The organism is Nocardia sp. NPDC059691 (assembly GCF_042733915.1).
Taxonomy (GTDB): Bacteria; Actinomycetota; Actinomycetes; order Mycobacteriales; family Mycobacteriaceae; genus Nocardia; species Nocardia sichangensis.
Genome location: NZ_JBHWFB010000004.1, coordinates 364,936 through 390,914, shown reverse-complemented (window position 1 = coordinate 390,914; position 25,979 = coordinate 364,936). Strand labels below are relative to the sequence as shown.

Annotated in this window: 17 protein-coding genes; 6 read left to right on the top strand and 11 right to left on the bottom strand. The window is 69.2% G+C overall.

The window, feature by feature from the left end:
- Positions 1 to 56 precede the first annotated feature (56 nt).
- From ACFV2O_RS12080 to ACFV2O_RS12070, 3 genes are all read right to left on the bottom strand, one after another.
- Positions 57 to 551, bottom strand: a complete 495-nt coding sequence (locus tag ACFV2O_RS12080; RefSeq protein ID WP_379251824.1) for a DUF1360 domain-containing protein — start codon at positions 549 to 551, stop codon at positions 57 to 59.
- Between the two features lie 652 nt (positions 552 to 1,203).
- Positions 1,204 to 1,611, bottom strand: coding sequence for an Hsp20/alpha crystallin family protein (locus ACFV2O_RS12075; protein WP_379251823.1), 408 nt, complete (start codon positions 1,609 to 1,611; stop codon positions 1,204 to 1,206).
- Positions 1,612 to 1,990: 379 nt separating this feature from the next.
- Positions 1,991 to 2,617 (bottom strand): hypothetical protein, encoded by a 627-nt coding sequence (locus ACFV2O_RS12070; RefSeq protein ID WP_379251822.1) that lies wholly within the window; start codon positions 2,615 to 2,617, stop codon positions 1,991 to 1,993.
- 292 nt (positions 2,618 to 2,909) lie between these two features.
- Between ACFV2O_RS12070 and ACFV2O_RS12065 the strand changes: the two genes are divergently transcribed.
- A complete protein-coding gene (locus ACFV2O_RS12065) occupies positions 2,910 to 4,013 on the top strand; it encodes a glutamate--cysteine ligase (RefSeq protein ID WP_379251920.1) in 1,104 nt (367 codons plus the stop codon).
- Positions 4,014 to 4,043: 30 nt separating this feature from the next.
- Here ACFV2O_RS12065 and ACFV2O_RS12060 read toward each other — a convergent pair whose 3' ends face one another.
- Positions 4,044 to 4,988 carry an alpha/beta hydrolase gene (locus ACFV2O_RS12060; protein ID WP_379251821.1) on the bottom strand — a complete coding sequence of 315 codons (945 nt, stop codon included), beginning with the start codon at positions 4,986 to 4,988 and terminating at the stop codon, positions 4,044 to 4,046.
- 236 nt (positions 4,989 to 5,224) lie between these two features.
- Here ACFV2O_RS12060 and ACFV2O_RS12055 point away from each other — a divergent pair, with 236 nt between their 5' ends.
- Together ACFV2O_RS12055 and ACFV2O_RS12050 are read left to right on the top strand one after the other, a co-directional pair.
- Positions 5,225 to 6,235 (top strand): alpha/beta hydrolase, encoded by a 1,011-nt coding sequence (locus ACFV2O_RS12055; RefSeq protein WP_379251820.1) that lies wholly within the window; start codon positions 5,225 to 5,227, stop codon positions 6,233 to 6,235.
- Entirely contained in the window at positions 6,205 to 7,650 is a 1,446-nt protein-coding gene (locus ACFV2O_RS12050; protein WP_379251819.1) for an MFS transporter, read from the top strand. The genes ACFV2O_RS12055 and ACFV2O_RS12050 overlap by 31 nt, the downstream gene beginning before the upstream one ends.
- A 75-nt stretch (positions 7,651 to 7,725) precedes the next feature.
- Here ACFV2O_RS12050 and ACFV2O_RS12045 read toward each other — a convergent pair whose 3' ends face one another.
- Positions 7,726 to 9,915: an MMPL family transporter gene (locus tag ACFV2O_RS12045; RefSeq protein ID WP_379251818.1), complete on the bottom strand. Its 2,190-nt coding sequence runs from the start codon at positions 9,913 to 9,915 to the stop codon at positions 7,726 to 7,728.
- 265 nt (positions 9,916 to 10,180) lie between these two features.
- Here ACFV2O_RS12045 and ACFV2O_RS12040 point away from each other — a divergent pair, with 265 nt between their 5' ends.
- The 3 genes from ACFV2O_RS12040 to ACFV2O_RS12030 are packed head-to-tail and all read left to right on the top strand — an operon-like array spanning position 10,181 to position 18,716.
- Positions 10,181 to 16,597, top strand: a complete 6,417-nt coding sequence (locus tag ACFV2O_RS12040; protein WP_379251817.1) for a type I polyketide synthase — start codon at positions 10,181 to 10,183, stop codon at positions 16,595 to 16,597.
- A gap of 28 nt (positions 16,598 to 16,625) precedes the next feature.
- Complete coding sequence (locus ACFV2O_RS12035; protein ID WP_379251816.1) at positions 16,626 to 18,023, top strand: condensation domain-containing protein; 1,398 nt, start codon at positions 16,626 to 16,628, stop codon at positions 18,021 to 18,023.
- A gap of 9 nt (positions 18,024 to 18,032) precedes the next feature.
- Entirely contained in the window at positions 18,033 to 18,716 is a 684-nt protein-coding gene (locus tag ACFV2O_RS12030) for a hypothetical protein (protein ID WP_355070955.1), read from the top strand.
- Between the two features lie 15 nt (positions 18,717 to 18,731).
- Here ACFV2O_RS12030 and ACFV2O_RS12025 read toward each other — a convergent pair whose 3' ends face one another.
- From ACFV2O_RS12025 to ACFV2O_RS12000, 6 genes are read right to left on the bottom strand one after another with little or no spacing between them, the layout of a single operon-like run.
- Positions 18,732 to 20,840 carry an MMPL family transporter gene (locus tag ACFV2O_RS12025; RefSeq protein WP_379251815.1) on the bottom strand — a complete coding sequence of 703 codons (2,109 nt, stop codon included), beginning with the start codon at positions 20,838 to 20,840 and terminating at the stop codon, positions 18,732 to 18,734.
- The gene (locus ACFV2O_RS12020) at positions 20,837 to 22,036 is read right to left on the bottom strand and encodes a peptide synthetase (RefSeq protein ID WP_379251814.1); all 1,200 of its coding nucleotides are present in this window, start codon (positions 22,034 to 22,036) and stop codon (positions 20,837 to 20,839) included. The genes ACFV2O_RS12025 and ACFV2O_RS12020 overlap by 4 nt, the downstream gene beginning before the upstream one ends.
- A 26-nt stretch (positions 22,037 to 22,062) precedes the next feature.
- On the bottom strand, positions 22,063 to 23,109 hold the full coding sequence (locus tag ACFV2O_RS12015) for an NAD-dependent epimerase/dehydratase family protein (RefSeq protein ID WP_356961925.1): 1,047 nt from the start codon (positions 23,107 to 23,109) through the stop codon (positions 22,063 to 22,065).
- Positions 23,106 to 23,387, bottom strand: a complete 282-nt coding sequence (locus ACFV2O_RS12010) for a hypothetical protein (protein WP_355070962.1) — start codon at positions 23,385 to 23,387, stop codon at positions 23,106 to 23,108. The genes ACFV2O_RS12015 and ACFV2O_RS12010 overlap by 4 nt, the downstream gene beginning before the upstream one ends.
- A 2-nt stretch (positions 23,388 to 23,389) precedes the next feature.
- The gene (locus ACFV2O_RS12005) at positions 23,390 to 25,063 is read right to left on the bottom strand and encodes a fatty acid CoA ligase family protein (RefSeq protein WP_379251813.1); all 1,674 of its coding nucleotides are present in this window, start codon (positions 25,061 to 25,063) and stop codon (positions 23,390 to 23,392) included.
- Complete coding sequence (locus ACFV2O_RS12000) at positions 25,060 to 25,974, bottom strand: hypothetical protein (protein WP_379251812.1); 915 nt, start codon at positions 25,972 to 25,974, stop codon at positions 25,060 to 25,062. Before ACFV2O_RS12000 ends, ACFV2O_RS12005 begins: the two co-directional genes overlap by 4 nt.
- Between the last annotated feature and the right edge of the window lie 5 nt (positions 25,975 to 25,979).

Sequence of the window (25,979 nt, the reverse complement as noted above, 5' to 3'; positions counted from 1 at the left end):
AACCAGGTATCGCAGGATGGCGGCCCGTGTAACCGGATCGGTGCGACACCGCTTCGTCAGCCCACCAGCGCCGGGTGTTCGCCCTCGGCGATCTGCTGAGCGGTGGCATATGCGAGGTGCAGGAAATCGGCGCCTGCCAAGGCGGCCGCGGCGTCGGTCAGCACGCGCGTCATCCGCGGCGCGAAAACGTGTCCGATGGTCAAACCGGTGATCGCCCATACGTCGAAACAGAACGGGCAGCTGAGCAACTCACCGATGCTGCGCCCGATGCCGTCGGTCGCCTTCGGCTCCTCGGCCACCTCTCCGGGCCCACCGTCAGCTGCGACCGGTCGCGTGAACGCTGCGCGCACCGGAGCCGTCACCGCGGCCTTCGTCCCCAAGCGGGACAGCTTGTGCGTGGCGAACGCGGTGACCACCAGATCACGGATGGTCATATCGCGCGGAAGCTTGCGACCTGTCGCGTTCCCGAGCAGTGCGACCGCCGCCACTACAGTCGCGTACGCAACCATCGTCGCGGCATAGCCACCCACGTGACGAGAGTTGTCGGTCACCGCGGGAATCCCGCGGGCACATCGTGAACGATCAGAAGCGCGCGTCGCATCACAGCCTCCTCTTGGCACCCTGATGAATCTCTTCCGGCCTACCCTGGCCGCGTCCCGGCAAACCGCCGGTCGGAGTCGGGGGAGGGGTCTGCGGTCCCTCCCCCGATCAGGAGAAGAGCGACGTGACTACGAGAGGTTGTTCCTGCGGCGAGCTGTCATCCCTGCGTGCCACATGGTGTGGCGGTGCGCGTGGAGCAGATGCTCGCTGGTGCTCGCAAGCGCCTGGTACAGGGGGCGACCGCCTCGCCGCGGAACCGGTTTCTCAGTGGGATGCGGGCATCACCTCCTTCTTCGGAATTCCGTCACTGTGCGGTGGCGGTTGTGCGGAGGACCGCGTTCGGTGGCAGGCCCCGCTTCGGGGTGCCACCCGTGCGTCCCGAGCGTGTCCCGGCCGGGACGGGGGCTCGAGGCGCGCCGCGGTCCCGGTGCCGGAATGGACGGGTGCGCCCGCCCGCGTAACCGGGCCCCTGCCTCGCACAGGATCGCGTCCACCTCGGCGAACAATCGTTCGAGGTCGGGATCCAGCAGCCAGGCGTCGCACTCGTCGAGTGACCGCGGACGTACAGCCGAATCGGGCATGACGACGTCTCCCGTCCCGGGTTCAGGCGTCGATCGCCTTGTGCCCGTTGCCGCGAGCGACCTCGATCTTGCGCGGCTCGGGCCGGTCTGCCAGCGGGATCGTCAGACGGAGCACGCCATCGGCGTAGTCGGCGCGGACCTGGTCGACGTCGAGGAGCAGTTGGCGGCTGAACTCGCCGCGAGGCCGCTCGGTGGCCACCATCTCGCGATCGGCGTCGAGTTCCGGCCTGCGCGCGCGAACGGTCACGACGTCGCGCTCGACATTCAGGTCGAGAGAATCCCGATCGATGCCGGGCGCGTCGATCTCGACGACGAACTGGTCGCCCGCACGCCAGGCGTCCATGGGCAGGACCGCCGGGTGGGCCGCTGTGCCGAACACCTGCTGCGTCCAACGTTCCAAATCGCGGAACGGGTCAGTGCGCATCAGCATGGTCGTCACCTCCAACTCACTCTATTCTGCATAGAACGAATCAGATAAGTTGTGCCATTGGACACAGATTTCTTATAGCACTAACTTGAGTGCCGCGCAAGTACCCAGTCGGGAAACCCGGCAGATTGCCAGTTCCCGCCCGTTGCCGCACATCCGCAGGCGCGGCTCTGCGCCATCCCCGTCGGCGTGTCCGGCGTATGGGACCCGGAGCCGAAGCCGCCACCGTCCACCCCATGTCGGCCGAACGCGTGGCTGGCGCAACGCACGATGTGATGCCGCGCTGCGACGGCCCTGCCTTGCGGACCTGGGGCCGGCGGCCGGCGAGGAATGTGTCGCCCTCGCCCCGCCGGTCCGAGTCGATGTACCGCCCTGATGCGGATCAGCTCGCGGCTCGGTCCGGGAAGCGGAGTACGAGACCCGCGTCCCAGGCGCGGTCGATGATGTCGGCGATATCGATGTCGCGTATGCCGCCGAACGCGGGGCCGGCGAACAGTTCGTCGATGTAGCGCAGGATGTGCTCGGCCACCGTGGATTCGACCCGGCCGATCCCTCCGGCGAGTCGGGATGTGAGGTCGCGAGCGCGCATCCTGATGGTGAGGTCATCGGCGTGGACCTCGTCGGTCCGGAGGAACAATCCGCAGGGTTCGCGGGGAATCAACGCGAGCCGGATCAGTACGCGGGCCGCGCCGATGTATCGCAGCGTTCGACCGGGCAGGCGGACGCGCAGGCGCAGCAGGATCGGCACCGCGATCGTCATATCCCAGGGTCCGCAGTCGCATCGCACGGCGTGTACGGGTCCGGCTTCGGCGATCGCGGTGGCGCGCACGAGTCCGTTCAAAGCTACCGGCACCGGCCCGATCTCGATGCGCTCACCCACGATCCGCGCGACGACGTCGGCGATTCGTTCCGGAGTTGCCGCGGCACGTAACACCCTGTCGGCGAAGTCCCTGCGCGACAGAACGTTTGCCGGCACGCTGCCGGGTGCCGTGTCGTGATGTTCGGCCATGTCGCTACCTCCGTCGTGCGCGGTGACCGGAAGACGGGTGGATACACCGCAGGTACGTGGCATCTACCCCGTCGGCGCGATCTCAATCGAGAGAGCCACCGCACCGGTTACGGCGGCTGACCAGCCGGTGCCCGATCGTTTGGGCATGTGCGAAGGGGGTACGGCCCGAACACATTTGCTCGCTCCGCCGACACACAGGTAGGCAAGTGGCCTGGGCGGATCACATCGGCGCGAGACGGGCCGCTACCACCGAGGAATACCGGCCGAAGTATCGAAGGGCGTGATCACGACCATGGACAACCATGTACCGACTGTCGGTGTCGAAGAGGAATTCCTGCTGACCGACCCCGAAACCGGCGCCCCCGCACCGGCCAACATCCGAGTTGCCGAAGCGGCGAAGAAGGCGGACATCGATCTGCAGTTGGAGCTGACCAGCTGTCAGGTGGAAACCAGTAGCGGGGTGCATTCCGATATCGGCGACCTGCTCACGGAATTGCGCACGCTGCGTAGGACCGTCGCCGAATGCGCGGCCGCCAATGACGCTCGGCTCCTCGCTGTCGCGGTGCCCCCGACCGTGCCCGAAGGGTTCCCGGTCACCGATACGCCTCGATATCGGCGGATCGCCGACAGCTTCGGCATGATCGCCCATGAACAAGGGCTGTCCGGATGCCATGTGCACGTCGGTGTGCCCGATCGCGAGACCGCGATACTGGTCGGCAATCACGTGCGTCCGTGGTTGCCGATATTCCTCGCGTTGACCGCCAATTCGGCGATCTACCGTGGCAGCGAGACGGGATACGCGAGTTGGCGCAGCATTCTGTGGCGGCGCTGGCCCAGCGCGGGACCGCCACCGTACTTCGCCTCCGTCGAGGACTACGACGCGATCGTCGCGACAATGCTCGCCAGCGGCAGCATTCTCGACAACAAGATGGTGTACTGGGACATCCGGCCCTCGGAATCGTTCCCTACCGTCGAAGTGCGGGTCAGCGACGTTCCCGCCACCGTGGAGGAAGCCGCGCTGCTCGCCGCCTTGATCAGGGCCACCGTCACCATGGGGGTGCGGGCGATCGAACAGGGTGAACCCGCCCCGCCCGTCCCTGCCGAAGTACTTCGCGCCGCCTACTGGAACGCCGCGCAGTCGGGTTTGGACGGCGACGGACTCGATCCCGTCGAAGGGCGTGTGGTTCCACACCGAGATTTGCTGGACGAACTCGTCGCGCACATCGAGCCCGCGCTGCGGGACTTCGGTGACCAAACCTTCGTCACCGAAGCGATCGCCGACCTCGGCAAGCGTGGCAACGGCGCCCGACGCCAGCTCGAAGCGCTGCGTAAGCGTCATGAGATCGGCGACGTGGTCGATGAACTGGCACACGCAACCCTGGAAGGGTGCGCCTGACGGCGCTGATCGCGGATCGCCCCAGAGCCGCTAGCGCAGAACGGATTCGAACAAGGGCCAGCTGTTGTGCAGGTCGTGCTGCCAGTAGCCCCAGGAATGGGTGCCGCTGGGCCGCAGATCGAAGGTGGCGGGGACGCCGAGTTCTGCGAAGCGGTCGCGCAGTGACCTGGTGCAGCGGTCGGAGATGGCTTCGAGCATGCCGCCGATGGCCAACTGGTCCGCCATCTTCGCGGGGTTGCCGTCGATTCCCGTGCTGTGCGGTTGGTCCAGCGGGCCCGCCTGCCCGTTTCCGGCGGCCACGTAGATCGTCGTGCCGCGCAGCCGATCCGCGTGCACGTAAGGATCGTTGGTCGCCCAGGCCGGATCGCCCGGCGGTCCCCACATGTTCGCCACCGTGCCGCCTTCCGCGGTGACGATCGTGGCCACCATGGCCTGTCCGGCGGGGTCGCTGGTGCGCACGCAGCCGCTGTAGGAACCGATCGCCTTGTACAAACCCGGTGCGGCCATGGCCAACTGGAACACCGAGGTGCCCGTCATCGAGACTCCGGCGATGGCGTTGGCGCCGGTGCCGCCGAAGGTGGCGTCGATGATCGGGGGAAGCTCGCGGGTGAGGAACGTGGTCCAGCGCGGACGGCCGAGAACCGGGTCGTCGGCGCGCCAGTCGGTGAAGTAGCTGCCCGCGCCGCCGACCGGCACCACCACGGTCACCTGCCGGTCGGCGAAGAATCGGTCGACGTCGGTCCGGTCGGTCCAGCCGTCGCCCGCGGTGCCGCCGTCGATGCCGTTGAGCAGATACAGCACCGGAGCCGGACGGGACGGGTCCGGGCGTGGCAGCACGATGACCGATACCGATGCGCCCATCGCGGGGGAGAAGACGGTCAGCTCGACGGCTCGCCCGTGTGCGGGTCGCATCGCGGGTGGCTCGGCGACCGCCGGGCTTCCGGAGCAGATCAGCATCAGCAGTGCGAAGAGCATTGCGCGCCGGACTGTTCCGCGTGAGTCGCGGCACAGTCGAGGGAACGCCATGCGCTCGACGCTAGGTTCCGCCGCACCGGGATCGCAATGGTCGCGCGCCCGGTTTGGGAAATACGGCAAATAGTCGACGAATCGAATTGGTAGGAAACACAGGATCACTCGAAAATCCGGCGGGTGGGCCGCCCGATGTTATTGACTGCGAATTCGAGCCCTCCTACCCGGGGCCAGGAGTCGACATGCCCGGATATTCGCATCGAACAGGCGCGGTACTCGCCGCGGTGCTCATTTTCACTTGCGTGATGATCGGCGCACAGCCGGTGGTCCGCGCCGATCCATCGCGACCCGTCGCAGCGGACGGCTCGCGAATAGTGGAAACCCGGCTCGAATCCGACCGGCAATCCGAACTCGAGGTGTACTCGGCGGCGATGAACAGCGCTACGCGAATTCGGGTGCTGCGCGCGGCAGATCCGGACACACCGGCGCCGACCTTCTATCTCCTCAACGGCGCCAACGGTGGTTCGGAGGGGAATTGGCTCGACGGCACCGATCTCGTCGACTTCTTTCGCGACAAGCAGGTGAACGTCGTGATCCCGTTCGGCGGTGCGGGAAGCTACTTCACCGACTGGCGCAGCGACGACCCGGTCCTCGGCAGGCAGCGCTGGTCGACCTTCCTCACCGAAGAGCTGCCGCCGCTCATCGACGCCACCTTCCACGGCACCGGGACGAACGCCATCGCGGGCATCTCGATGGCAGGCACCTCGGTGTTCCAGTTGGCCATGGCCGCACCGGGTTTGTACAAGGCGATCGGTTCCTACAGCGGCTGCGTGCGCACCAGCGACCCCGCGGGGCAGGCGGTGGTTCAGGCGGTGGTCACGCAACAGCGTGGCACCGTCGTCAACATGTGGGGGCCGCCGACCGATCCCGCATGGCGCGCCAACGATCCGTACCTGCACGCGGACCGGCTGCGCGGCACCGCCATCTACGTTGCCACCGGTACCGGGCTGCCCGGCCCGAAGGACAACTTCGAGGGCGCGCACGGCGACCTCGCGCACCTGCTCTACCAGCTGGTATTCGGGGCACCGTTGGAGGCGGTGGCGAACCTGTGCACGCACCAGTTGCAGGACCGGTTGCGTCAGCTGGGTGTCGATGCGACCTTCGACTTTCGGCCCAACGGCACCCACTCCTGGGGTTACTGGCATCAGGATCTGCGCAATTCGTGGCCGATGATCGAAGCGGCGATCCGATGACCCGCAAAGAGGCCGCGGTGGCGCTCGGATCGTTCGGAGCGTGCCTGATCTCGGTCTTCATGCAGATGATCGATGTGACGATCGTCAACACCGCCCTCCCGGTCGTCACCGCGGAGCTGCGGGCGTCGCGGTCCGAGCAGTTGTGGGTGGTGGCCGGGTACTCGCTGGCGTTCGCCTGCGTGCTGCTCACCGCCGCTCGCGTCGGTGCGATCGCCGGCCGCCGCCGGATGTTCCTGTGGTCGGCGGTGGCCTTCACGGTGGCCTCGGTGTGGTGCGGGATGTCCACCACCGCGATGGAACTGGTGCTCGCCCGGATCGTCCAAGGCGTGGCGGGCGCGGGGATGGCGGCGCAGACCATCGCCATCATCACCGCGAGTTTCCGCCGTGAGCATCATCAGTACGCCTTCGCCGCGTACGGCGCGACAGCGGGTTTCGCGGGAATGCTCGGCCCGATCCTGGGCGGCGCGCTGATCACCCTTGACCCGTTCGGGCTCGGCTGGCACGCGATCTTCCTGATGAATCTGCCGTTGGGTGTGGTGGCGATCGCGCTGGCCGCGGGCTACCTGCGATCGGGCCCGGCGAGGGATCGGGAGCCATTGGATCTGCGCGGGGCCGTGGTGGCCACCGCGGCGCTGTTCGGGCTGCTGTTCGCGCTGTCGGACAGTCAACAGGCGGGCTGGCGGGCCGTGCACGGGGTGTACATCGCGGCCGCGGTGGTGCTCGGCGCGGTGTTCGTGGCACACGAGCGCGCGACGCGCCGCCGAGGCGGCCGCGCGCTGGTGCGGCTGGACCTTTTCGCCGACCGGGGATTCGCGATCGGATCGGCACTGGTGGCGATCTTCTTCGGCCTGTTCACCGCGTTCGTGTTCACCGTCTCGATCCTGTTGCAGGACGTGCTGCGGTTCTCCGCGCTGCGTACCGGGATCGCCATGACGCCGTTCGCCCTCGGTGCGGGCGCGGGTGCGCTGCTGTCACCGATCCTGATGCGCCGCTGGGGGACTCGAGCGCTGGCCGGCGGTATCGCCGTTTTCGGCGGCTGCGTCGCGGTGGGAGTGGGATACCTGTACGTAGGGGATGGCGTCGTGAACCTTCCGCTGGTGCTGGGGCCGACGTTTCTCGCGGGCCTCGGCGTCGGGGTCTTCGGCGTGCCGCTGCAACCGCTGATGCTGGCGGAATTGGACGAGCAGGCCATGGGCGAGGCGTCGGGCGTGCTGCCCGCCATCGAGCAGATCGGCAATTCGGTCGGACTGGCGGTGCTCAGCGCGCTGTTCTTCCGCGCGCACACGCTGCCTGGCAGCATGATCATGCTCTCGGCCGTCGCCGTCGCGGCTCTCGGCCTGGCCGCACTGGCGCTGGCGCTGCCGAACCGCGCGCGTGCCGCCACGAGTCCGTTCAGTTGGTCGGTCGCGGGCTGACCGCGACAACTCGGCGAGGCTCGCCCCCTGGTGTCGGCCGCGCTCCACGCTGGGGGTGCCCCGGCCGTTCGAGAACTACGGGTCTTCGGCGCCGTGGACGGATTCGGTGCGTGGCTCCGGAGACGTTCGGTGCGGGCCGCCGCGCCGCAGCCAGGACGGAGCCCACCAGCAGGCGTCGCCGAGCAGGCGCATGGTCGCGGGCACCAGCAGCATCCGCAGGATCGTCGCGTCGATGAACAGCGCCGCGACCATGCCGTAGGCGATGTACTGCATCATGACCAGATCCGACAGCGCGAAGGCTCCCGTCACCACCAACAGGATCAGGGCGGCGGCGGTGACGATCCAGCCGGTGCGGGCGATGCCCGCGCGCACCGCCTCGGTGGTCGTCGCGCCCGCGGCCCGCGCCTCCACGATGCGGGCGAGCAGGAATACCTCGTAGTCCGTGGACAGCCCGTAGATCACGGCGACGATCAGCACCAGTACCAGCGCCATGATCGGCTGCGGGGTGAACTCCAGCAGCCGCGCGCCGTGGCCCTGAACGAAGATCCAGGTCAGGATGCCGAGCGTGGAGCCGAGCCCGAGCAGATTCAGCAGCGCGGCCTTGAGCGGCAGCACCAGGGAGCCGAAGGCCAGCACCATCAGCACGGTGGTGACCAGGAAGACGAGCGCGATCATCAGCGGCATCCGGCGCAGCAGCGCGTCGACGCTGTCGCGCTGAACCGCGGGCTGCCCGCCGACCAGCACCGTCGTTCCCTTCGGCACCGGCATGGAACGCAGATAGTCGATGGTCGCGTTCGCGTCGTGCGCGTCCCGCAGTACGGTCGAAGTGGTGAAGACGCTCGGATGCGCCGGTCCCTGCACCGCGCGCGGGAACGGCGCGATGAGTCCGGGGGCTCGTCCGGCCTGCGCGACCACCGCCTCGATATCGGCGGTGTTGTGGGTGATCAGTACCAGATCGACCGGATTGATCTGCCGCAGCGGAAAGACTTGATCGAAGTGCTCTTGCGCCGTGCGGGCCGGATGACGGGGCGGCAGGAAGCGCTCGGAGATGCCACCGAAGGCCACGTCGCGCACGGGGACGATGAGCAGCACCAGGACGGCCACCACGGGAACCGCCACGGCCAGAGGTCGTTTCATCACCCATCCAGCGACGCGGCCCCACGGATTGTCCGCCTCTCGATCGCCGGCGCGGCGCGCGTGGAACCGGTTGAAACCCAACCAGTCCACGCGGGGGCCCAGCACGGCCAGCATGGCGGGCAGCAACGTGATCGAGATCAGCGCCGCCAGCGCCACCGTCACCATCGCACCGAGCGCGAACGAGCGCAGAAAGCCTTGCGGGAACAGCAGAATGGCGCCCGCGGCGACGACCACGATGGTCGCGGAGAACACCACGGTGCGTCCGGCGGTCGCGACCGTGCGCCGCACGGCCTCGGGCACCTCGCGGCCGTCGGCCAGTTCTTCGCGGAACCGGCTCACGATGAACAGACCGTAGTCGATGGCCAAGCCGAGGCCGACCATCGAGACCACCGGCGAGACGAAGGAGTTCACCTCGACGACGGTGGTCATGGCTCGAATGACCCCCCACGCCCCCAGCACGGTCAGTCCGCCGACAATGAGCGGCAGCGCGGCCGCCACGACGCCGCCGAACAGGAAGAACAGCAGCACCGCCACGGCGGGAACGGCGAACAGCTCCATGCGACGCTGATCGTGGGCCATGGTGTCGTTGAGGGCGGCCGCGACGGGTTGCCCGCCCGCCACCTCCATGTCTATGCCAGGTATCCGGAACTGGTCGGCGACTTTTCGGTAGTTGCGCATGATCTCCGTGTCGTCGCTGCCGCGAATGGCGACGGAGGCGAAGGCGTAGTCGCGGGCTTCGGAGCCGAAGATGTCCGGTAGGTGCAGCCCGGTGTCGGTGGGCCAGTAGGTGGCGTTGATCTTGCCGATCCGGTCCGGAAAGCGTTGCGGCAGGCTGTTCAAGTGACCCACGACCGTCGCGGCGAAGGCGGGGTCGTCGATCGTCTTGCCTTCCGGGGCGCGATACAGCAAGAGCACATCGGCGATGTGGTCGTGGCCGAACGCCTCGTCTTTGAGCCGGACCGCCCGCGCGGATTCCGAAGTCGGATCGTTCCACCCGCTGACGCTGAGGTGCTCGTCCAACCCGAGGCCGTACGCACCGAGCGCGAGCAGTGCGGCGACGACGAACCCGATGACGGTGAACCGCCGCCGGACGAGCGTATCGGTCCAGTGCGTGAACTCGGCGAACAATGCCGCCTCCTAACCGGTGACATCGTATTTCGGCGAGGCCGGGAACGGTTGAAACCTAGCAATGCCAAGGCATTTCACCGGCAGTCGATCCGGAATTTCGAGATGCCACAACTCGGTTCGCAAGCGGATTGTGAAGTCTCCCTGAGCCCACGACGGCCGGTGTGGCGGCCGTTACGCTGGGCCGGACGCCAAGTGTGCACAGGCTGATTCGTGAATCGCCGGAAAAAGAATGGCGATCGAACTGGATCCGACCCGGAGGATGTGCATGTCGGATATTGCAATTGTCGGCATCGGCTGCAGGTTTGCAGGGGGCATCGACTCGCCCGAAACATTTTGGGAATTCGTCCTGGACAAACGGGACGGCGTGGTCGAAATGCCGGCCGATCGCTGGGATTACCGCCGCTACTACGATCCGGAACCGCGTACGCCGGGGCGCAGCTACACCAAGCGCGCGGCGTTCATGACGATCGACCCGTGGGAATTCGACCCGGACTTCTTCGGCATCTCCCCTCGCGAGGCGACCGTGCTCGATCCGCAACAGCGGCTGATGCTCGAGGTGACCTGGGAGGCGCTCGACGACGCCGGGATCGCGCGACGCGCGGCGGGCGGCTCGATCGGCGTCTACGTCGGCGGATTTGTGGTGGACCAGTCGGTGATCGGCGTGGTCGGCCCGGCTCTGTTCCACACCGACATGCACACCCCGGCCAGCGCGTCCTACACCATGCTGTCCAACCGGATCGCCTACGCGCTCAACCTGGTCGGACCCGCGCTCACGGTCGATACCGCGTGCTCGTCGTCGCTGGTCGCGTTTCATCTCGCCTGTCAGGCGCTGGAGAACGGCGACTGCGAAGTGGCGCTCGCGGGCGGCGTCAACGTGATGCTGCAACCGGAGACCTTCGTGCTGATGTGCAAGGGCGGTTTCCTGGCCGCGGACGGCCGCTGCAAGTCCTTCGACGCCTCGGCCGACGGCTACGGGCGGGGCGAGGGCGCGGGCATGGTGGCGCTGAAGAAGCTCGACGCCGCGGTCCGCGACGGCGACCGGATCTACGCGGTGGTGAAGGCGACCGGTTCGAATCAGGACGGCCGCACCACCGCGATCACCGTGCCCAGCGCCGAAGCCCAAGAGGCACTGGCGCGTTCGGTGTGCGGCCGCGCTGGCCTCGCGCCGGAGACGATCACCTACGTCGAGGCGCACGGCACCGGCACGCTGGTCGGCGATCCGGTCGAGTTGCGCGCGCTCGGCCGAGTGTTCGGCGCGCCCGCGGGGCGCACACGCTCACTGGGCGTCGGCTCCGTGAAGTCGACACTCGGGCACACCGAGGCCGCGGCCGGTATCGCGAGCGTGATCAAGGCGGCGCTGGCGATCCGGCATCGCACCATCCCGCCGCAGGGCTGGCTGGACCAACCCAATCCGGACATCCCGTTCGACGAGTTGGGATTGCACGTCCAACTCGAGGCGGAGCCGCTGCCCGCCGACGCCGAGCCGATGACGGTCGCGGTCAACGGTTTCGGCTACGGCGGCACCAACGCCCACACCATCCTGCAGGAGTTCCGGCCGAACGCCGCTGAACCTGTCTCGCCCCCGCGGCACTTCGGCGTCCTGCCGATCTCGGCGCGCAGCACCGGCGCGGCGCGTGCGCTGGCCGGTCGATTCGGCGATCTGATCGCCGCGGGCGCCGACCCGGAACAACTGGCCGAGGCCGCCTGGACGCGCATGGCGCACCATCAGTACCGCACGGGCATGCTCCTCGGCGACACCGCCGACCTCGTCCGCGATCTGCGCTCGTTCGCCGCGGGCGAGGGCCGCGACGCCGCGCGGACGATCGTGGCGCGCACGGCCGAACCGGTGTTCGTGTTCTCCGGCATGGGTCCGCAGTGGTGGGGGATGGCACGCGAATCGCTCCGCAGCCGAGGTGTCTTCGCCGACACGGCGGAGGCGGTCGACGCCGAGTTCCGTTCGATCGCGGGCTGGTCGATCATCGAGGAGCTGCTGCGGCCCGAGCAGGAGTCCAGGGTCACCAGCACCGAGGTGGCGCAGCCGGCCAACTTCCTCGTGCAGGTGGCGCTGGTGCGGGAGCTGGCCGAGTACGGCATCCGGCCCGCGGCTGCGGTTGGGCACAGCGTGGGCGAGGTGTCGGCGGCCTACGTGAGCGGCATGCTGTCGCTGCGTGACGCGGTGCTGGTGGCCTACCACCGGGCCCGGTTGCAGGCGACGACCGCCGGATCGGGTGGCATGCTCGCGGTCGGGATGTCGCCCGAGCAGGCTCGCGAACTCGTCGGCGACGACCAGCGGGTGGATGTCGCCGCGATCAACAGTGTGAGTTCGCTGACCTTGTCCGGTGACGTCGACCGCCTCGACGAGATCGCCGAAAAGCTCACCGAAGACGGCATTTTCGCGCGCAGACTTCGCGTCGAGGTGCCGTACCACAGCCGGTTGATGGACCCGATCCTGGACGAGCTGCGCGCCTCGCTGGCCGGGCTGACGCCGGTGGCGCCGACCGTGCCGCTGTACTCCTCGGTCACCGGCGAACAAGTTGTCGGCCCCGACTGGGACGCGGAGTACTGGTGCGCGAATGTGCGGCAGCCCGTCCGGTTCGCGGACGCGGTCGGGAAGCTGATCGGCGCGGACAGCCGGGTCTTCCTGGAGGTCGGCCCGCACCCGGTGCTCTCGGGCAACATCCGCGAAGCGCTGCTCGGCGCGGACGTCAACGGCACGACGGTACCGACGCTGGATCGCAAGCAGCCGGATTCGGTGAGCATCCGCCGCACCCTCATCGGCCTCTACGACGCGGGCGTGCTCGACCTGGACGAGCTGTTCCCGGCGGAGCGCGCCACCCCGCACGTGCCGCTGCCGCGCTATCCGTGGCAACGGACCCGGCTGCACGCGGCGCTGCCGCTGTTCGAGCAGGCCCGGTTGGGCACCCCCGGCGCCTACGCCATGCTCGGTGATCCCGACGTCGAGGGCAGGCCGGACTGGCTGCTACAGGTCGGCACCGAGTTGCTGCCGTGGCTGGCCGATCATGTGGTGAACGGCGTCAAGATCATGCCGGGCGCGGCGTACCTGGACGCCGCCCTGAGCGCGACGGCCGCCCGTCTGGGCGTGGAACGCGTCGCGCTGGAACAGGTTCGGTTTGTGGCCCCGCTGATCATGGGCGCGCCGGACGTGCCGCTGGTGGCGCTCACCGTCGAGGAGGCGAGCGGCCGGTTCATGATCCGATCGCGCTCGGCGACCGGGACGGCCTGGACGGTGCACGCGTTCGGCCGCACGCTGACCGGCAGCCACAAGCCGACGAAGGTCACGGTGCCCACCCTGGACGTCGGTCTCGACATCGACCCGCGGATGTTCTACAGCGGTCTGGCCGCGGCGGGACTGCAGTACGGTCCGGCCTTCCGTCGTGTCACCTCCGTGCGCGTCGGCGCGGACGCGGTGGTGGCCACCGTCGACGGCGCCATCGCCGCGGATTCCGGACATCTCGCCCACCCCGCGGTGGTCGATGCCGCGATGCAGTCGGCGGCCCTGCTGTTCGCGGACGCCAGGATCGACGAGGGCACGCTGGTGCCGGTCGGTGTCGCGGCGGTGCGGCTGGTCGCGCCGCTGCCCGAGCGGATCACCGTGGTCGCGCGGCGCGATCCCCGGGCCCGGCTGCGCGCCGAGGTGGATCTGCTCGACGACGAAGGCAGCCTCGTGATGCGGTTGAGCGGCCTGCAGATCGGTGCGCTCGCGCCGGGCCAGGATCCGCTGCACCGGATGGTCGACTTCTACTACGCCGAGACGCTCGAACCGCGCGATGCCCTCGATCCCGCCGCGCTGCCGCGGGATTCGGTGTCCACGGTGATCGTCGCGCTGGGCGGCGACTGCCGCCGGGCGGGGCAGCTGGCCGCCGCGATCCCGGGCTCCCGGCTCTACGTGGCCGGGGTGGCGAGCCGCGAACTCGCCGCCGATCTGGCCGCCACCCTGGCCGCCACCCTGGCCGCCGCCAAGGCGGAAGGCGCCGACCGGCTGCACGTCTGCGTGGTCGCGGGTGCCGTCGAGGACGATGTCGCCGATCTGTGGACACTGGAGCGGATCGCGGTCGCTCTCGACGAGTTCGTCCACCCGGATGCCACCGAACAGGGGCCGCAGAGCGTCTTCGGTGACGGCTGGTGCCATGCCACGCTGGTGACCGAGGGCGCGTTCGCGCTGCCGGACAGCCCGATTCCGCCGAACTCGAATCATGCCGCGCTGGCCGGTGCGCGCCGGGTGCTGCTCAACGAGCAATCGGCGCTGCGCTGGCGGCTGATCGACGTGGAACCCGGCACCGAGATCGGCGAACTGCTCGGAGAACTGGCCGTGCCCGGCGCGTTCTGGAACGACAACCTCGACGAGGTGGTGCTGCGCGCGGGCACGCGCTGGGCGCCGCTGGTGACCAAGCCGCTGCAGGCGCGCCTGGACGCCCTCGACACCGCCGAACCCATGACCGACCCGGAAGCCAACTTCGCGCTGGACTTGCCCCGGACCCGCCTGCTGTCGGCGTTGGCATGGCGGCAGTGCCCGCGGCCCCGACCCGGACCGGGACAGGTCGAGGTGCGGATGAAGATCATCGGTCTGAACTACAAGGATCCGCTCAAGGTCATCGGTCTGCTCGGTGAGCGCGAGTTGGCGCCAACCTATTTCGGCACCGTGCCCGGAATGGAGGGCGTCGGCGAGGTGGTGCGGGTCGGCGAGGAGATCACCGACCTCGCTGTGGGCGATCTGGTCGCGGTCGCTGCCAAGGGCATGATGCGGCGCTACGTCGTCGTCGACCGGCAACTGACCATCCCGCTGCCCGCCGACGCCGATCCCGCCTACTGCACCAGCACCATCGCCTTCGGCACGGCCGAGTACGCGCTGCTGGATCTGGCCCGGCTGGAACCGGGGGAGACGGTGCTGATCCACGGCGCCGCGGGCGGCGTCGGCACGGCCGCGATCCAGGTGGCCAAGGATCGTGGGGCACGCATCATCGGCACCGCCGGTACCGACGAGCGCCGCGCCCACGTGCTCGCCCTCGGCGCCGATCACGCGATCGACTCGCGCTCGCTCAACTTCGTCGACGACGTGCTCGAGCTGACCGGCGGTAAGGGCGTCGAGGTGGTGCTCAGCAGCGCGCCGGGTGAGATCCTGCGCCAGAACTTCAACGCCGTCGCGGAATTCGGGCGCATCGTCGAGGTCGGCAAGGCCGACATCTACACCGGCGGCCTGCTGGAGATGTCCAACTTCGACAAGAACCTGGCGTACTTCTCGATGGATCTGGACCGCCTGGTCGCCGTCGACGCGCAGCGGCTGGCTCGTTTGTTGCAGCGGGTCTACGAGAAGGTGCTGGCGGGCACCTACAAACCGTTGCCCTACCGGCTGTTCGAGACCGACGAGGTGGCCAGGGCGTTCGAGGAGACCATCCGCTCGACCGGTCTGTCCCGGATCGCGCTGCGCCTGGATTCACCCGCCCCGGCGGTGCGGCCTTACCTACCGGATCTCGAGATCCACAGCTCGGCGACGTATTTGGTCACCGGCGGATTCGGCGGGTTCGGGATGGCCATCGGGCGCTGGCTGGTGTTGCGCGGGGCGCGGCGGCTGGTACTGCTCGGCCGCGGCGGCGCGAGGACTGAGGAGGCACGCCGCCAGCTCGAGGCGTGGCGCACCGTAGGCGTCGAGGTGATCGAGGAGCGGGCCGACGTCACCGACCCGGAGGCGGTCGCCGCGATCGTCGCGCGGTCCCACAGCGCCGAGCACCCGCTGCGCGGAGTGTTCCACGCGGCGGGCGCGGTGGCCGACAATCGCCTGGACGCGATGCGATTCGAGGAATTGGACAAGGTGTATCGCCCGAAGGTGCACGGTGCCCGGGTACTGCATCGAGCCGTGGCCGACGCCGGGATCGGGTTGGACATGTTCGTGCTGTGCTCCTCGGGCGGCTCGATGTACGGCATCTACGGGCAGTACAACTACTGCGCGGCCAATGTGGCGGTGGAGTCGCTGGCCGAGGAATGGTCCCGGGCCGGCGAGCGGGCGCTGTGCGTCGGCTGGGGTCACCTGTCGGGCGCGACGGGCGGCATGGCCGCCGACGAGACGGCCCTCAAGTACCTCGATCTGGTCGGCTTCGATCCGATCGACATGGCCGACGCCACCGCCTATCTCGAGCAGACACTGCGCTTGGGCGTGGCCCGCGCGGCGATCATCCCGACCGACTGGGCCAAGCTGACCGGCACCTTCCCGCAGCTGACCCGCACGGGCCGCACCACCGCGCTCGCGCAGGCCTCCGCCAAGGACACCTCCGAGCTGGCTCGGCTGCGCGCGGAGGTGGCCGCGATCGAAGAGGGCAAGCGCGGGGCCTTCGTCGCCCGCAAGATGGCCGAGGAACTCGCCGTCGTCATGGGCGTGCCGGTCGAGTCCATCGACATGACCGTTCCGGTGCCAGAACTCGGGCTGGATTCGCTGATGGCGGTGGAACTCGGCGCGCGGGTCACCAAGACCCTCGGTATCGACCTGATGTCACTGCAGATGGGCCGTTCGTTCAGCCTGGAGCAGGCCGGACCGAAGGTGGCGGAACTGATCCTGGCCGCCGATTCCGGTCAGGCGCAGCCGGTCACGGATCCGGTCGCGCCGACCGCTTCGAATGACGCTGCGGCCGAGCGCGTTCCGGCGCTGATGACGGCCGGGGCCAGACCGTGACCGACCGCCGTCGAAACGAGGTGTCCCCGTGGTCCGTTTCGGGCTGATCGATGAATGGGAGCCGGGGCCGGGCCGGCTGGTCGGCTGGGCGGCGTCGCCGGAGTCGGTGGCGCGCGCCCGCCGGGCGCCGGTGCACCCGGCTCCGCCCTCGCACCAGCAGGAGCAGTATCTGCGGCTCGCCGATCGGCACGCCGACGCGGATTTCCGGTACTCGGGCCTGTGCCTGGTGACCGCGGAGATCCCGACCGGCGGCCTCGACCTGGCCGCGATGACGCGGGCGGTCAACGCGTTCCTGTTGCGCCACGACACCTTCCGAACCTGGTTCCGGGTCGACGCCGCCGGTGCGATCGAGCGTCACCTGGTGCCCGCGGAGGACGTCGATTTCGTGCCGGTCGACTACGGCCACGTGGACGAGGCAAGGGCGATCCGCGATCACGTCCAGAAGACGACGCCGGGGCCCTTCGACTGGGACTGCTTCACCTTCGGGGCGATCGAACGCGAGGATTCGACGACGGTCTACCTGGCGGTCGATCATCTGCACACCGACGGATTCGGCCAGTACCTGTCCGGGTTCGACCTCGCGCTGCTGTATCTGCGCGAGGTGTGGGAGGACGTCGGCATGCTGCATCCCGCGGCCAGCTATCTCGACTACTGCACCGCCGAACGGGAGTACACCGGCCGGATGACGCTCGCCTCGCCCGGCGTACAGAAGTGGCTGGAGCTCATTCGCGGGAACGACGGCGAACTGCCCTCCTTCCCATTGGATCTGGGCAGGCGGACCGATGTGTACAACCGCAGCGCGCACCGCACGGTCACGCTGTTCGACGAGCACACCGCGCTACGGTTCGAGCGGGTCTGCCGTGACAACGGCGCGGAATTCGTCGGCGGCATCTTCGCCGCGGCGGCGCTGGCCGAGCGCGAGCTCGTCGACAGCGACTATTACTTCGGCATGACACCGGTCAGCACCCGCGGTTCCGCCGCCGAACGCGCGTCGGTCGGCTGGTATGTGACGTTGCTGCCGGTGGCCTTTCCGATCGCGCCGACCACCACCTTCGCCCGGGCCGCGGCCATCGCGCAGCACGCCTACGAGAACGGCCTGCGCCTGGCTCCCACCTCGTTCCAGCGCGTGGTGGAACTGCTGCCCGCGGACTCCGATCTCGACCTGGAACCGGGCTGGTCCACGCCGATGATCTCCTACGTCGACGCCCGGGAACTGCTCGGCAACGAGGTCTTCGACCTGGCGTCGTGCGGGTTGTACGCCAATCGCGCCGCGTCCGAACAGGTGTTGATCTGGATCAACCGGCTCGCGTCGGAGACCACGCTGAGCGTCATCTACCCGGACACGCCGGTGGCGCACGGTTCCGTCGAGCGCTACGTGGCCACCCTCGAAGCGGTGTTCGCGGCGGCGGCCGAGGACACAGTGTGAGGAGGACTTGTGCGCACCGCTTTTCGTGACCCGGGGATACCCGACGGAGAGAAGTCCGTCTACACCGTCAGCGTGACCGATCGGCCGCCGAAGCTCGATCTGATCAGCGTGGTATCGCACGACGGCGACGGTTACCGCTCGATGCTCGAGGTCGGTCTCGGACCCGCGAATTTCGCGATGACCATCGAGCAGCGATTCCAGCGCTCCGGAGATCGGTTGTCGGCCGAGCGCTATCGCGCCGAGACACGCTCGGGCACCACGGTCGTCAGCCGCGAAGAGGCCAACTTCGTCGGCACCACCCATCTTCAGTTCGGCGGCGGGATCGCGCCTTTTCCGGCCAACGTGATGCCGCTCGCCGGCGGCCTGACGCTGCTGCGCGGCCTGGACTTCGCCGAGGGCGCCGAAGAGTGCGTCGACCTGTGGCTCGCCTTCTCGGTGCACGTCCCGCTCGGTGCGAAAGTGGAGCAGCGCACCGTCGTCGACGTACCCGCCGGTCGCATCACCAGCTGGCAGGTACGGCTGCGGCCGCGGCTCACCGGGTTGAACACGATGGTGGAAAAGGTGATCGGCGGGTTCCTGCCACCCGCGGTGGCCCACTTCGACGCGGTCGCCCCGCATCGACTGGTCCGGATGAGTTTCCCGACCGGGCCGATGCCGTGGGATCCACGGGGCCTGCTGGAACTGGTCGCTTAGCACCGCTGGATTCCGTCAGGCTGCCGACGTGCGTTCCCGGATGCGGCCGACGGTGGCCGGGATGATGCGGCGGCGCGGTGACCACCAGTTGGCCGGGCCCATCAGCTGGACCAGAGCGGGCACCAAGAGCATGCGCACGAGCGTGGCGTCCACGACGAGTGCGATGATCATGCCCAGACCGAGGAAGCGCATCGGGGTCAGCGGGGAGAGGGTGAACGCCCCGGTGACGATGACCAGCAAGGTCGCCGCCGCGGTGATCACGCGCGCGGTCTTGACCGTGCCTACGCGCACCGACGCCGCGGTGTCGGCGCCCGCGTCGTGCGCTTCGACCATGCGCGACAGCAGGAACACCTCGTAGTCGGTGGACAGCCCGAAGACGACCGCGAGGATCAGCACCAGCATGCCCGCGGTGATCGGGCCTGTGCTCACGCCGAGCGGACCGGACAGATGCCCGCCGCAAAAGATCCAGGTGAGCACGCCGAAGGTCGCGGCGAGGCTCAGGAAGGCGAGGGCGACGGCCTTGAGCGGCAAGAGGATCGAGCGGAACGCGGTGAACAGCAGCACCAGCGTCGCGCCGACCATTACGAGGATCATCCACGGCATCCCGGCGACGATGGACCGCACGCTGTCCACGGTGGCCGCGGTGTCGCCGCCGACCCACAGCACGGTGCCGTCCGGCGGCGTCAGGGCACGGATGCCGCGCACCGAGGCGCTCGCCGCTTCGGTGCGATCGGTATCGCGCAGGAACGCGTGGAAGACGACGAAATCCTCGGCGCGACCCACCTGGACGACCTGCCGCACACCGTCGACCTTGCCCAGTGCCGCCGCGACGGCATCGACCGCGGCCGCCTGCGGCGGCCCGTTCGTGCCGTGCAGCACGGCGGTGGCTCCGCTGCCCGCCGCGGGAAACTGCGCGGTGAGTTCTTCGATGGTGACGCGCATGGCGTTGTCCGGGGGCAACGCGTGGTGGTCGATGTCGCCCAGCCGCAGCCCGGCCAACGGCGCCGCGAAGACCAGCAGGACGGCGCCGACGACCACGGTCACCAGCCCCGGCCGCCGCAGCACGCGGTCGACCAGGCCGCCCCAGAACCGGTCGGTGCGATCGATCGCGCGCGCGGTGCCGATGCGCGCGCCGAACAGGGCGAGCAGGGCGGGCAGCACGGTGAGCGAGAGTCCGGCGGCCAGGGCGACCGCGGTGATCGCGCCGATGCCGAGCGAGCGCAGCACCGCCTGCGGGAAGACGAACGTACCCGCGAACGCGCAAACCAGCAGCAGTGCCGAGAACGCGATGGTGCGTCCCGCGGTCGAGTAAGTGCGGGTGATCGCGGCGCGCACGTCGTGCCCCTCGGCGACCTCCTCGCGGAATCGGGTGACCAGGAACAGCCCGTAGTCGATGGCCATCCCGAGGCCGAGCAGGGAGGCGATGTTCACCGCGAATGTGCTCACCTCGGTGAGTTCGGCGAGCACGCGGATGGCGCCCAGCGCGCCGAGCACGGTCAGGCCGCCGACCACGACCGGGAAGGACGCGGCGACCAGGCCGCCGAACACCAGCACCAGGATGAGCAGCGTCAGCGGAAGCGAGAGCGCTTCCGCCCGGACCAGATCGTGCTGGGACTGCGCGTTGATCTCCGTGGAGACCGCGCTGTAGCCGGACAGATCGGCCGGAACACCCGGAACGCGAAGCAGCGGTTCGATGTCGGGGTACACGGCGACACGCTGGTTGGCGTCACCGGCGAGATAGACCACGGCGAGCGCGTGCCGTCCGTCCGCCGCGCGCAGGAACTGCTTTCGCGCGAACCCAGCGTTCCAATAGGTTTCGATCGGCCGTTGCAGCACCGCCGGATCGATCCGCGCCAGCGCCTCCTGCACCAAGGGGCCGATGTCGTCGAGCGTCTGTCCCTCCGGAGCGGTGTAGCGCACGACCACGTCGGGATTCTGCGGTCCGAAGTGCTCGCTCACGAGTTGATCCACGTGCGCGGACTCGCTGCCGGGATCGATGAACCCGGCAGCGGTGACCTTGTCCGACGCTCCGATGCCCAGGAGGCCGGACAGCAGCATCACCCCGGTCACGACGACGAGCACCATCCGTGGCCGGGCGAGGACGCCCCGGGCGATGGCGGTCATGCCGCGGCCAGATCGTGCGGCGCGAGCTCGGCCTCGAGCCGCGCGGTGATCTTGTCCAGCAGCGCCTCCAGCCGGGGCTCGATGCCCGCGCCGTTGCGGCAGGAGACGGTCAGCTCCAGCTTCCCGCGCGATTCGACCATGGCGAACAGCAGCGGCATCGCGCCGCTGTGCTGCGGCAGCAACCGCATGGTGGTCGGTGTCCAGCCGGGCACGGCGATCTCGTCGAGATCGCAGGCGCCCATGTGGGAGACGGTGGCCGACAGGATGTTCCGGTTCAGCCGTGCTCCCAGCCAGTTGCTCCCGCGCAGCACCGTGCGAATGACGGCGTCCGGCAACTTCGACAGCTTGCCGTTGTCCAATTCGTTCAGTTCGCGTTTCTCCCGCAGACCGACCCGCATCCGCTCCCTGACCGCCTCCCAGTCTTCGCCTGGCGCCACGTCGAGAAACAGGGGCAGCGCCAGGTTCGCGGTGGACCGCAAGCCGGGATCGTGCCTGCGCAGATCGACCGGAATCATGAAGCGCGACTTCGTCTCCGACTCTTCGGCCAGGATCGCCGCCACGCGCGCGACGATGCCCCTGCCGGTCGCCTCGATCGTGCGGTGGCGCAGCAGCCAGCGCGGGGCCGCCGGATCCTGGCGGCCGCGTCCGGACGGCGCCTGGAATGTGGGCAGCACCAAAGTCGGTCTGCCCGCAGCGCCGACCCGCGCGACCAGTTCGGCGTCCGCGACCGGGTCGGGAGCGCCGAGCGGACGCTGTCCCCGCAGGGCGCGGAATACGTCGTCCACCCACATGCGCATGCCCATGCCGTCCATCACGCCGTGGAAGGCGCGGAACAGCACGGTGGTCTGCGCACCCGTGAGCAGCAGCACCTCGGTGGTGCGATCCGGCGTGGGACCGATCGGGCTGTTGAGCACCGCGTCGTGCTCCAGTGCGTCGTAGTTCAGCGACCATCCCGGCACTACGCGCACGGTGGCGGCCAGACCGCTGTCCACCCAGTCGCGGCCGTCGCGGACGAGGCGGGTGCCGGGAGCAGCCGCCGAGGCCACGTCGACGGCGGCCTGCACGGCGGCCGGATCAAGGCTGCCCTCGCCGTGGACGGCGATGTGCATCACGAACGGCGGAGTGACCTGTCGCGTGGAGAAATAGAGGCGTTCGGTGGGGGTGATCTTCCTGCGGAAGACAGGGGCGTTGCTCATGCTGGTCTCCGGTAACGGGGAAGTGCTCAGCGCAGATCGCGGGTGAGTTCGACCGCTCCGCCCTGGCCTTCCAGCCAGGTGAGGAAGGCGGTCAGCCCGCTGTCGCGGTCCACGACCGGCCGGTAGCCGAAATCGCGCGCGGCGGCGCTGGTGTCGTAGGTGGCGCTGCGGGTGAGCAGAGCGACGGCGTAGCGCGAGAGCGGAGGCGACCAGCGTGTCGCGACGGCGGGGATGCGCCAGATCGTCTCGATGACGCGCACCGCCGCGTCGATCACCTTGGGGTTGGGTTTCCTGGTCGGCGGCTGGTATCCGAGCTGGGCGGCCACCTGGCCGAGAAAACCCCAGACGTCGGTCTTCTCGGCGTCGGCGATGAAATACGCTTTGCCGCCCACCGTGTCCGAGGCGGCTGCTCGAACACAGGCCTCGACGATGTTGTCGACGTGGCACAGCGAGGCGTACACGGTGCGGCCGAACGACAAATCCGGCAACGTTCCCGCGCCGGCCCGCCCGAGCATCCGCACGATGGGACCGGACCGGTCGCCCGCACCCCAGATCGCGCGCGGGCGCAGCGCGCAGGTGCGGAATCCCTCGGTGTCGGCGGCCAGCACCGCCCGCTCGGCCGCGGCTTTGGTCTCCGAGTACAGGTTCAGGTAGCGCCGCGGATACGGCACCGACTCGTCGACGTCGATCTGGTCGCCGCCGTAGTAGTCCATCAGCGCACTCGGGCTGGAGATGAACACGAACCGGGCGGCCCCGCCGCGCCGGGCCGCCTCCAGCAACCGCTCGGTGGCCCGGACGTTCTCGTTCCAGAACTGCTCCCGGGTGCCGCGCTCGTCCACCCGTGCCGCGCTGTGGAACACGATGTCGACGCCGCGGGTTGCTCGCTCGAGCGACGCCGGATCGGTCAGGTCGCCGTAGACGAGCTGGATCTTGTCGAGGTCGGCGCTCAGGTCGGACAGATCGCTGGTGCGGCGCACCAGGATGGATACATGGTGCTCGCCGTCGCGCACCAGCCTGCGCACCAGCGCTCCGCCCAGAAAACCGGACGCGCCGGTCACCAGAACTTTGCTCATTGCCTTTTCTCCTTGCCGGGCTGGGTCCGCCACCAGGTCAGGCCGAAGATCTGCGTCAATATCGCCGTACGGAGGCGACCGCTGCCGGATCCCTCGGCGGCGCGCAAGGCCACCGGGATCTGGGCCGCGTGCACGACGACGCTGAGGAACGCGTCGATCCACCAGACGGTGCGCAGGATTCGGCTGTCGGGGGCATGGCCGGTGGTCGCGGCGAGCGCGCCGCCCGCCAGATACAGCCATCCCAGGACGGGAACAGCCCGCAGTGCGGTCGTTTTCATGATCAGGTATCCGTTCCGAGGCGCTCGGCCGCCCACCCTGTGAGCTCTTCGCGTCCGATCTTGGCGTTGTGCCGGATGTCCACCGGGAACGACGGATGGACCAGGAAGTCGGCGATCGTCCTGGTGAGGTCGAACTGCGCCCCGTGGGCGCGCAGCGCCGGCTCGACGACGGCCGGGTCGGCGCCCGGCTTCACTTCGACGCAGAGCACCGGACGCTGCGCGCCGCGCCGACCGATGCCGACCAGCGCCGTGCGGGACACACCCGCGACGGTGTTGAAGATCTGCTCCACCTGGACGGTGAACATCGGTCCATGCGCCGTGACCACGCGCTGACTCTTGCGGCCGCAGAACCAGATCCGCTCTTGTTCGTCGATCCACGCGAGATCGCCGGTGCGATGCCAGACCCGATCGCCGTCGACGATCTTGCCCAACGCGTTCGCCTGTTCCGGCCAGTAATACCTGGTGCTGACGTTCGGCCCGCTCACCACCAGTTCGCCGATGCCACGAGTGTCCGCCAGGCCGCCCGCGAGTTCTTCGGCCCGCGCCCACGTGGGTATGGGGTCGTCGGTGATGGCGACGACGCGCGCCTGCACCTGGTAGGAGGGCCTGCCGATACAGGTTCCCGCGCCGCGGTGCGCCCGTTCGACCAAGCCGTCCAGCAGTTCCCTGGACTCGATGGTGGACATCGGCAGCGCCTCGGTGGACCCGTATCCCGCCACCACCTTCGCGTCCTCGCCCAGCACCGCGCGCAGTCCGGCGATGCACCAGTCCGGCACCGGCGCGCCACCGGAGTAGATGCTCTCCAGCGACGCGAGCGGAGTCGGGTGGGCACGCAGGTATTCCAGTAGCGGGATGAGTACGGCGGGGGAGGCGAACATGGTACTCACCCCGAACTTCTCGATCGCGTCGGCCACATGCGCCGGATCGGTCGCGCCCACCTTGCTCGGGATGAGCGGCGGCAGCACGCAACGCGAGCCGAGCAGCAGATCCAGCACGCCGACCAGCGGAAGGGTGATCAAGGAGGCTTCCGGCGCCACCTCCCCGCGTGCTACATGCACCTGCTCCACCATCGCGGCCAGGTTGCCGTGTGTCAGCTGCACGGCTTTGGCCGGGCCGGTGCTGCCGGTGGTGAAAGCGATGAGCAGCAAATCGTCTGCGGTGGCCGGGCGGCCCACGGGCATCGAGCCGGTGGGCGTGCGGCCCCAGTCCCGCAGCGACTCGCCGCGCCAGAACCAGCGGCTGCCGACCGTCACCACCGTGTGGACGGTGCGGAAGCCGCGCCGGAACAACACGCGCAGCGCATGCGCCTGCGGGATGCCGATGAACGCCTCGGCATCCACGGCGCGCAAGCAGCGCAACATCTTTCGCACGCCCATGCCCGGGTCGATCACCACGGCCACCGCGCCGATCTTGAGCAGCCCGAACATGATCGCGTACAGCTCCGGGCTCGGCAGCACCAGCACGATGGTGCGCGTCCCGGTGCCGACACCCGACGCGGCGAGCCGCTGGGCGATCGTGTCCGACCACGCGTCCAGCTCGCGATAGGTCAGGTGCCGGTAGGCCGGCAGGCCATCGGGGCCGACCCCGTCCGCGTAGCGGACGGCCACCCGGGTGGGGTCGGTGCGGACGACCGCACGGAACCGATCGATGGCCTGCCAGTAGGTTCCCGTTGTCACGCAGGCGCCCCGGCGAAGACGGGCAGCCGGTAGAGCGCCGCCGCCGCGGAGGGACCCGCGCCCGCCGCGACGAACAGCAGTTGGCGATGAGCGGCGAGGGTGTCGTCCGCTATCGCTTGGTCGTAGGCCGCGGTGAGCGCGGCCGTGTGCGGGTCGCCGTCGCGCAGATCCGGCGTGCGGACCGAGCTTTCGTCGATGCCGAGCGCGGCGGCCAGCTTCTTCGGGAACTCCGGGCTCGGCGTCGAGGCGATCAGCGCGATCTCGTCGAGCGAGGCGTGGTCGGACTCGGCGAGTGCCCGGCGCGCGGCGTCGACGGCCACCTCCAGCAGGCGGTCCTCGAAGCCGGGCTCGCGTTCCACCGTCATGGCGCCGCGGCCGGTGTTGCCCATGGTCGTCACGTCGACGTAGGCCTCGATCGCGGGCGTGCCCTCGCCCGCGACGGTGTGCACCCTGCCGAAGCCGGTCGGCTCGTCGGTGTGTTCGAGCAGCAGCGCCGCGCCGCAGGTGGCGTACGGGAACCGGTCGTCGCCGACGGAACGCAGCAGGGACGGATGGGTGTCGCCGGAGACGACGAGCACGTGCTCGGCGCTGCCGGTCTCCAGGACCGACGTGGCCACCTGCACCGCGTTGAGCACGCCGATCGCGCCGTTCATCAGATCGAACGAGAACGTCCTCGGGTCGTCCTTGGCGTACTCCAGGCCGATTCCGGCCGCTTTCTGGATCAGCGCCGACACCGCGGGCTCGACGGTGTTGGAATCCCGGAAGATACCCGCGTTGATCAGCAGGCCGACCTGGTCGGGACGGATGCCGGCACGCTCGAGGCACCGCTTGGCCGCGCGCCCGTTGTGCTCCACGATGCTGTTGGTGTCGCCGCCGCGGCTGATCGCGCTGGACTTGATACGCACACTCATGACCG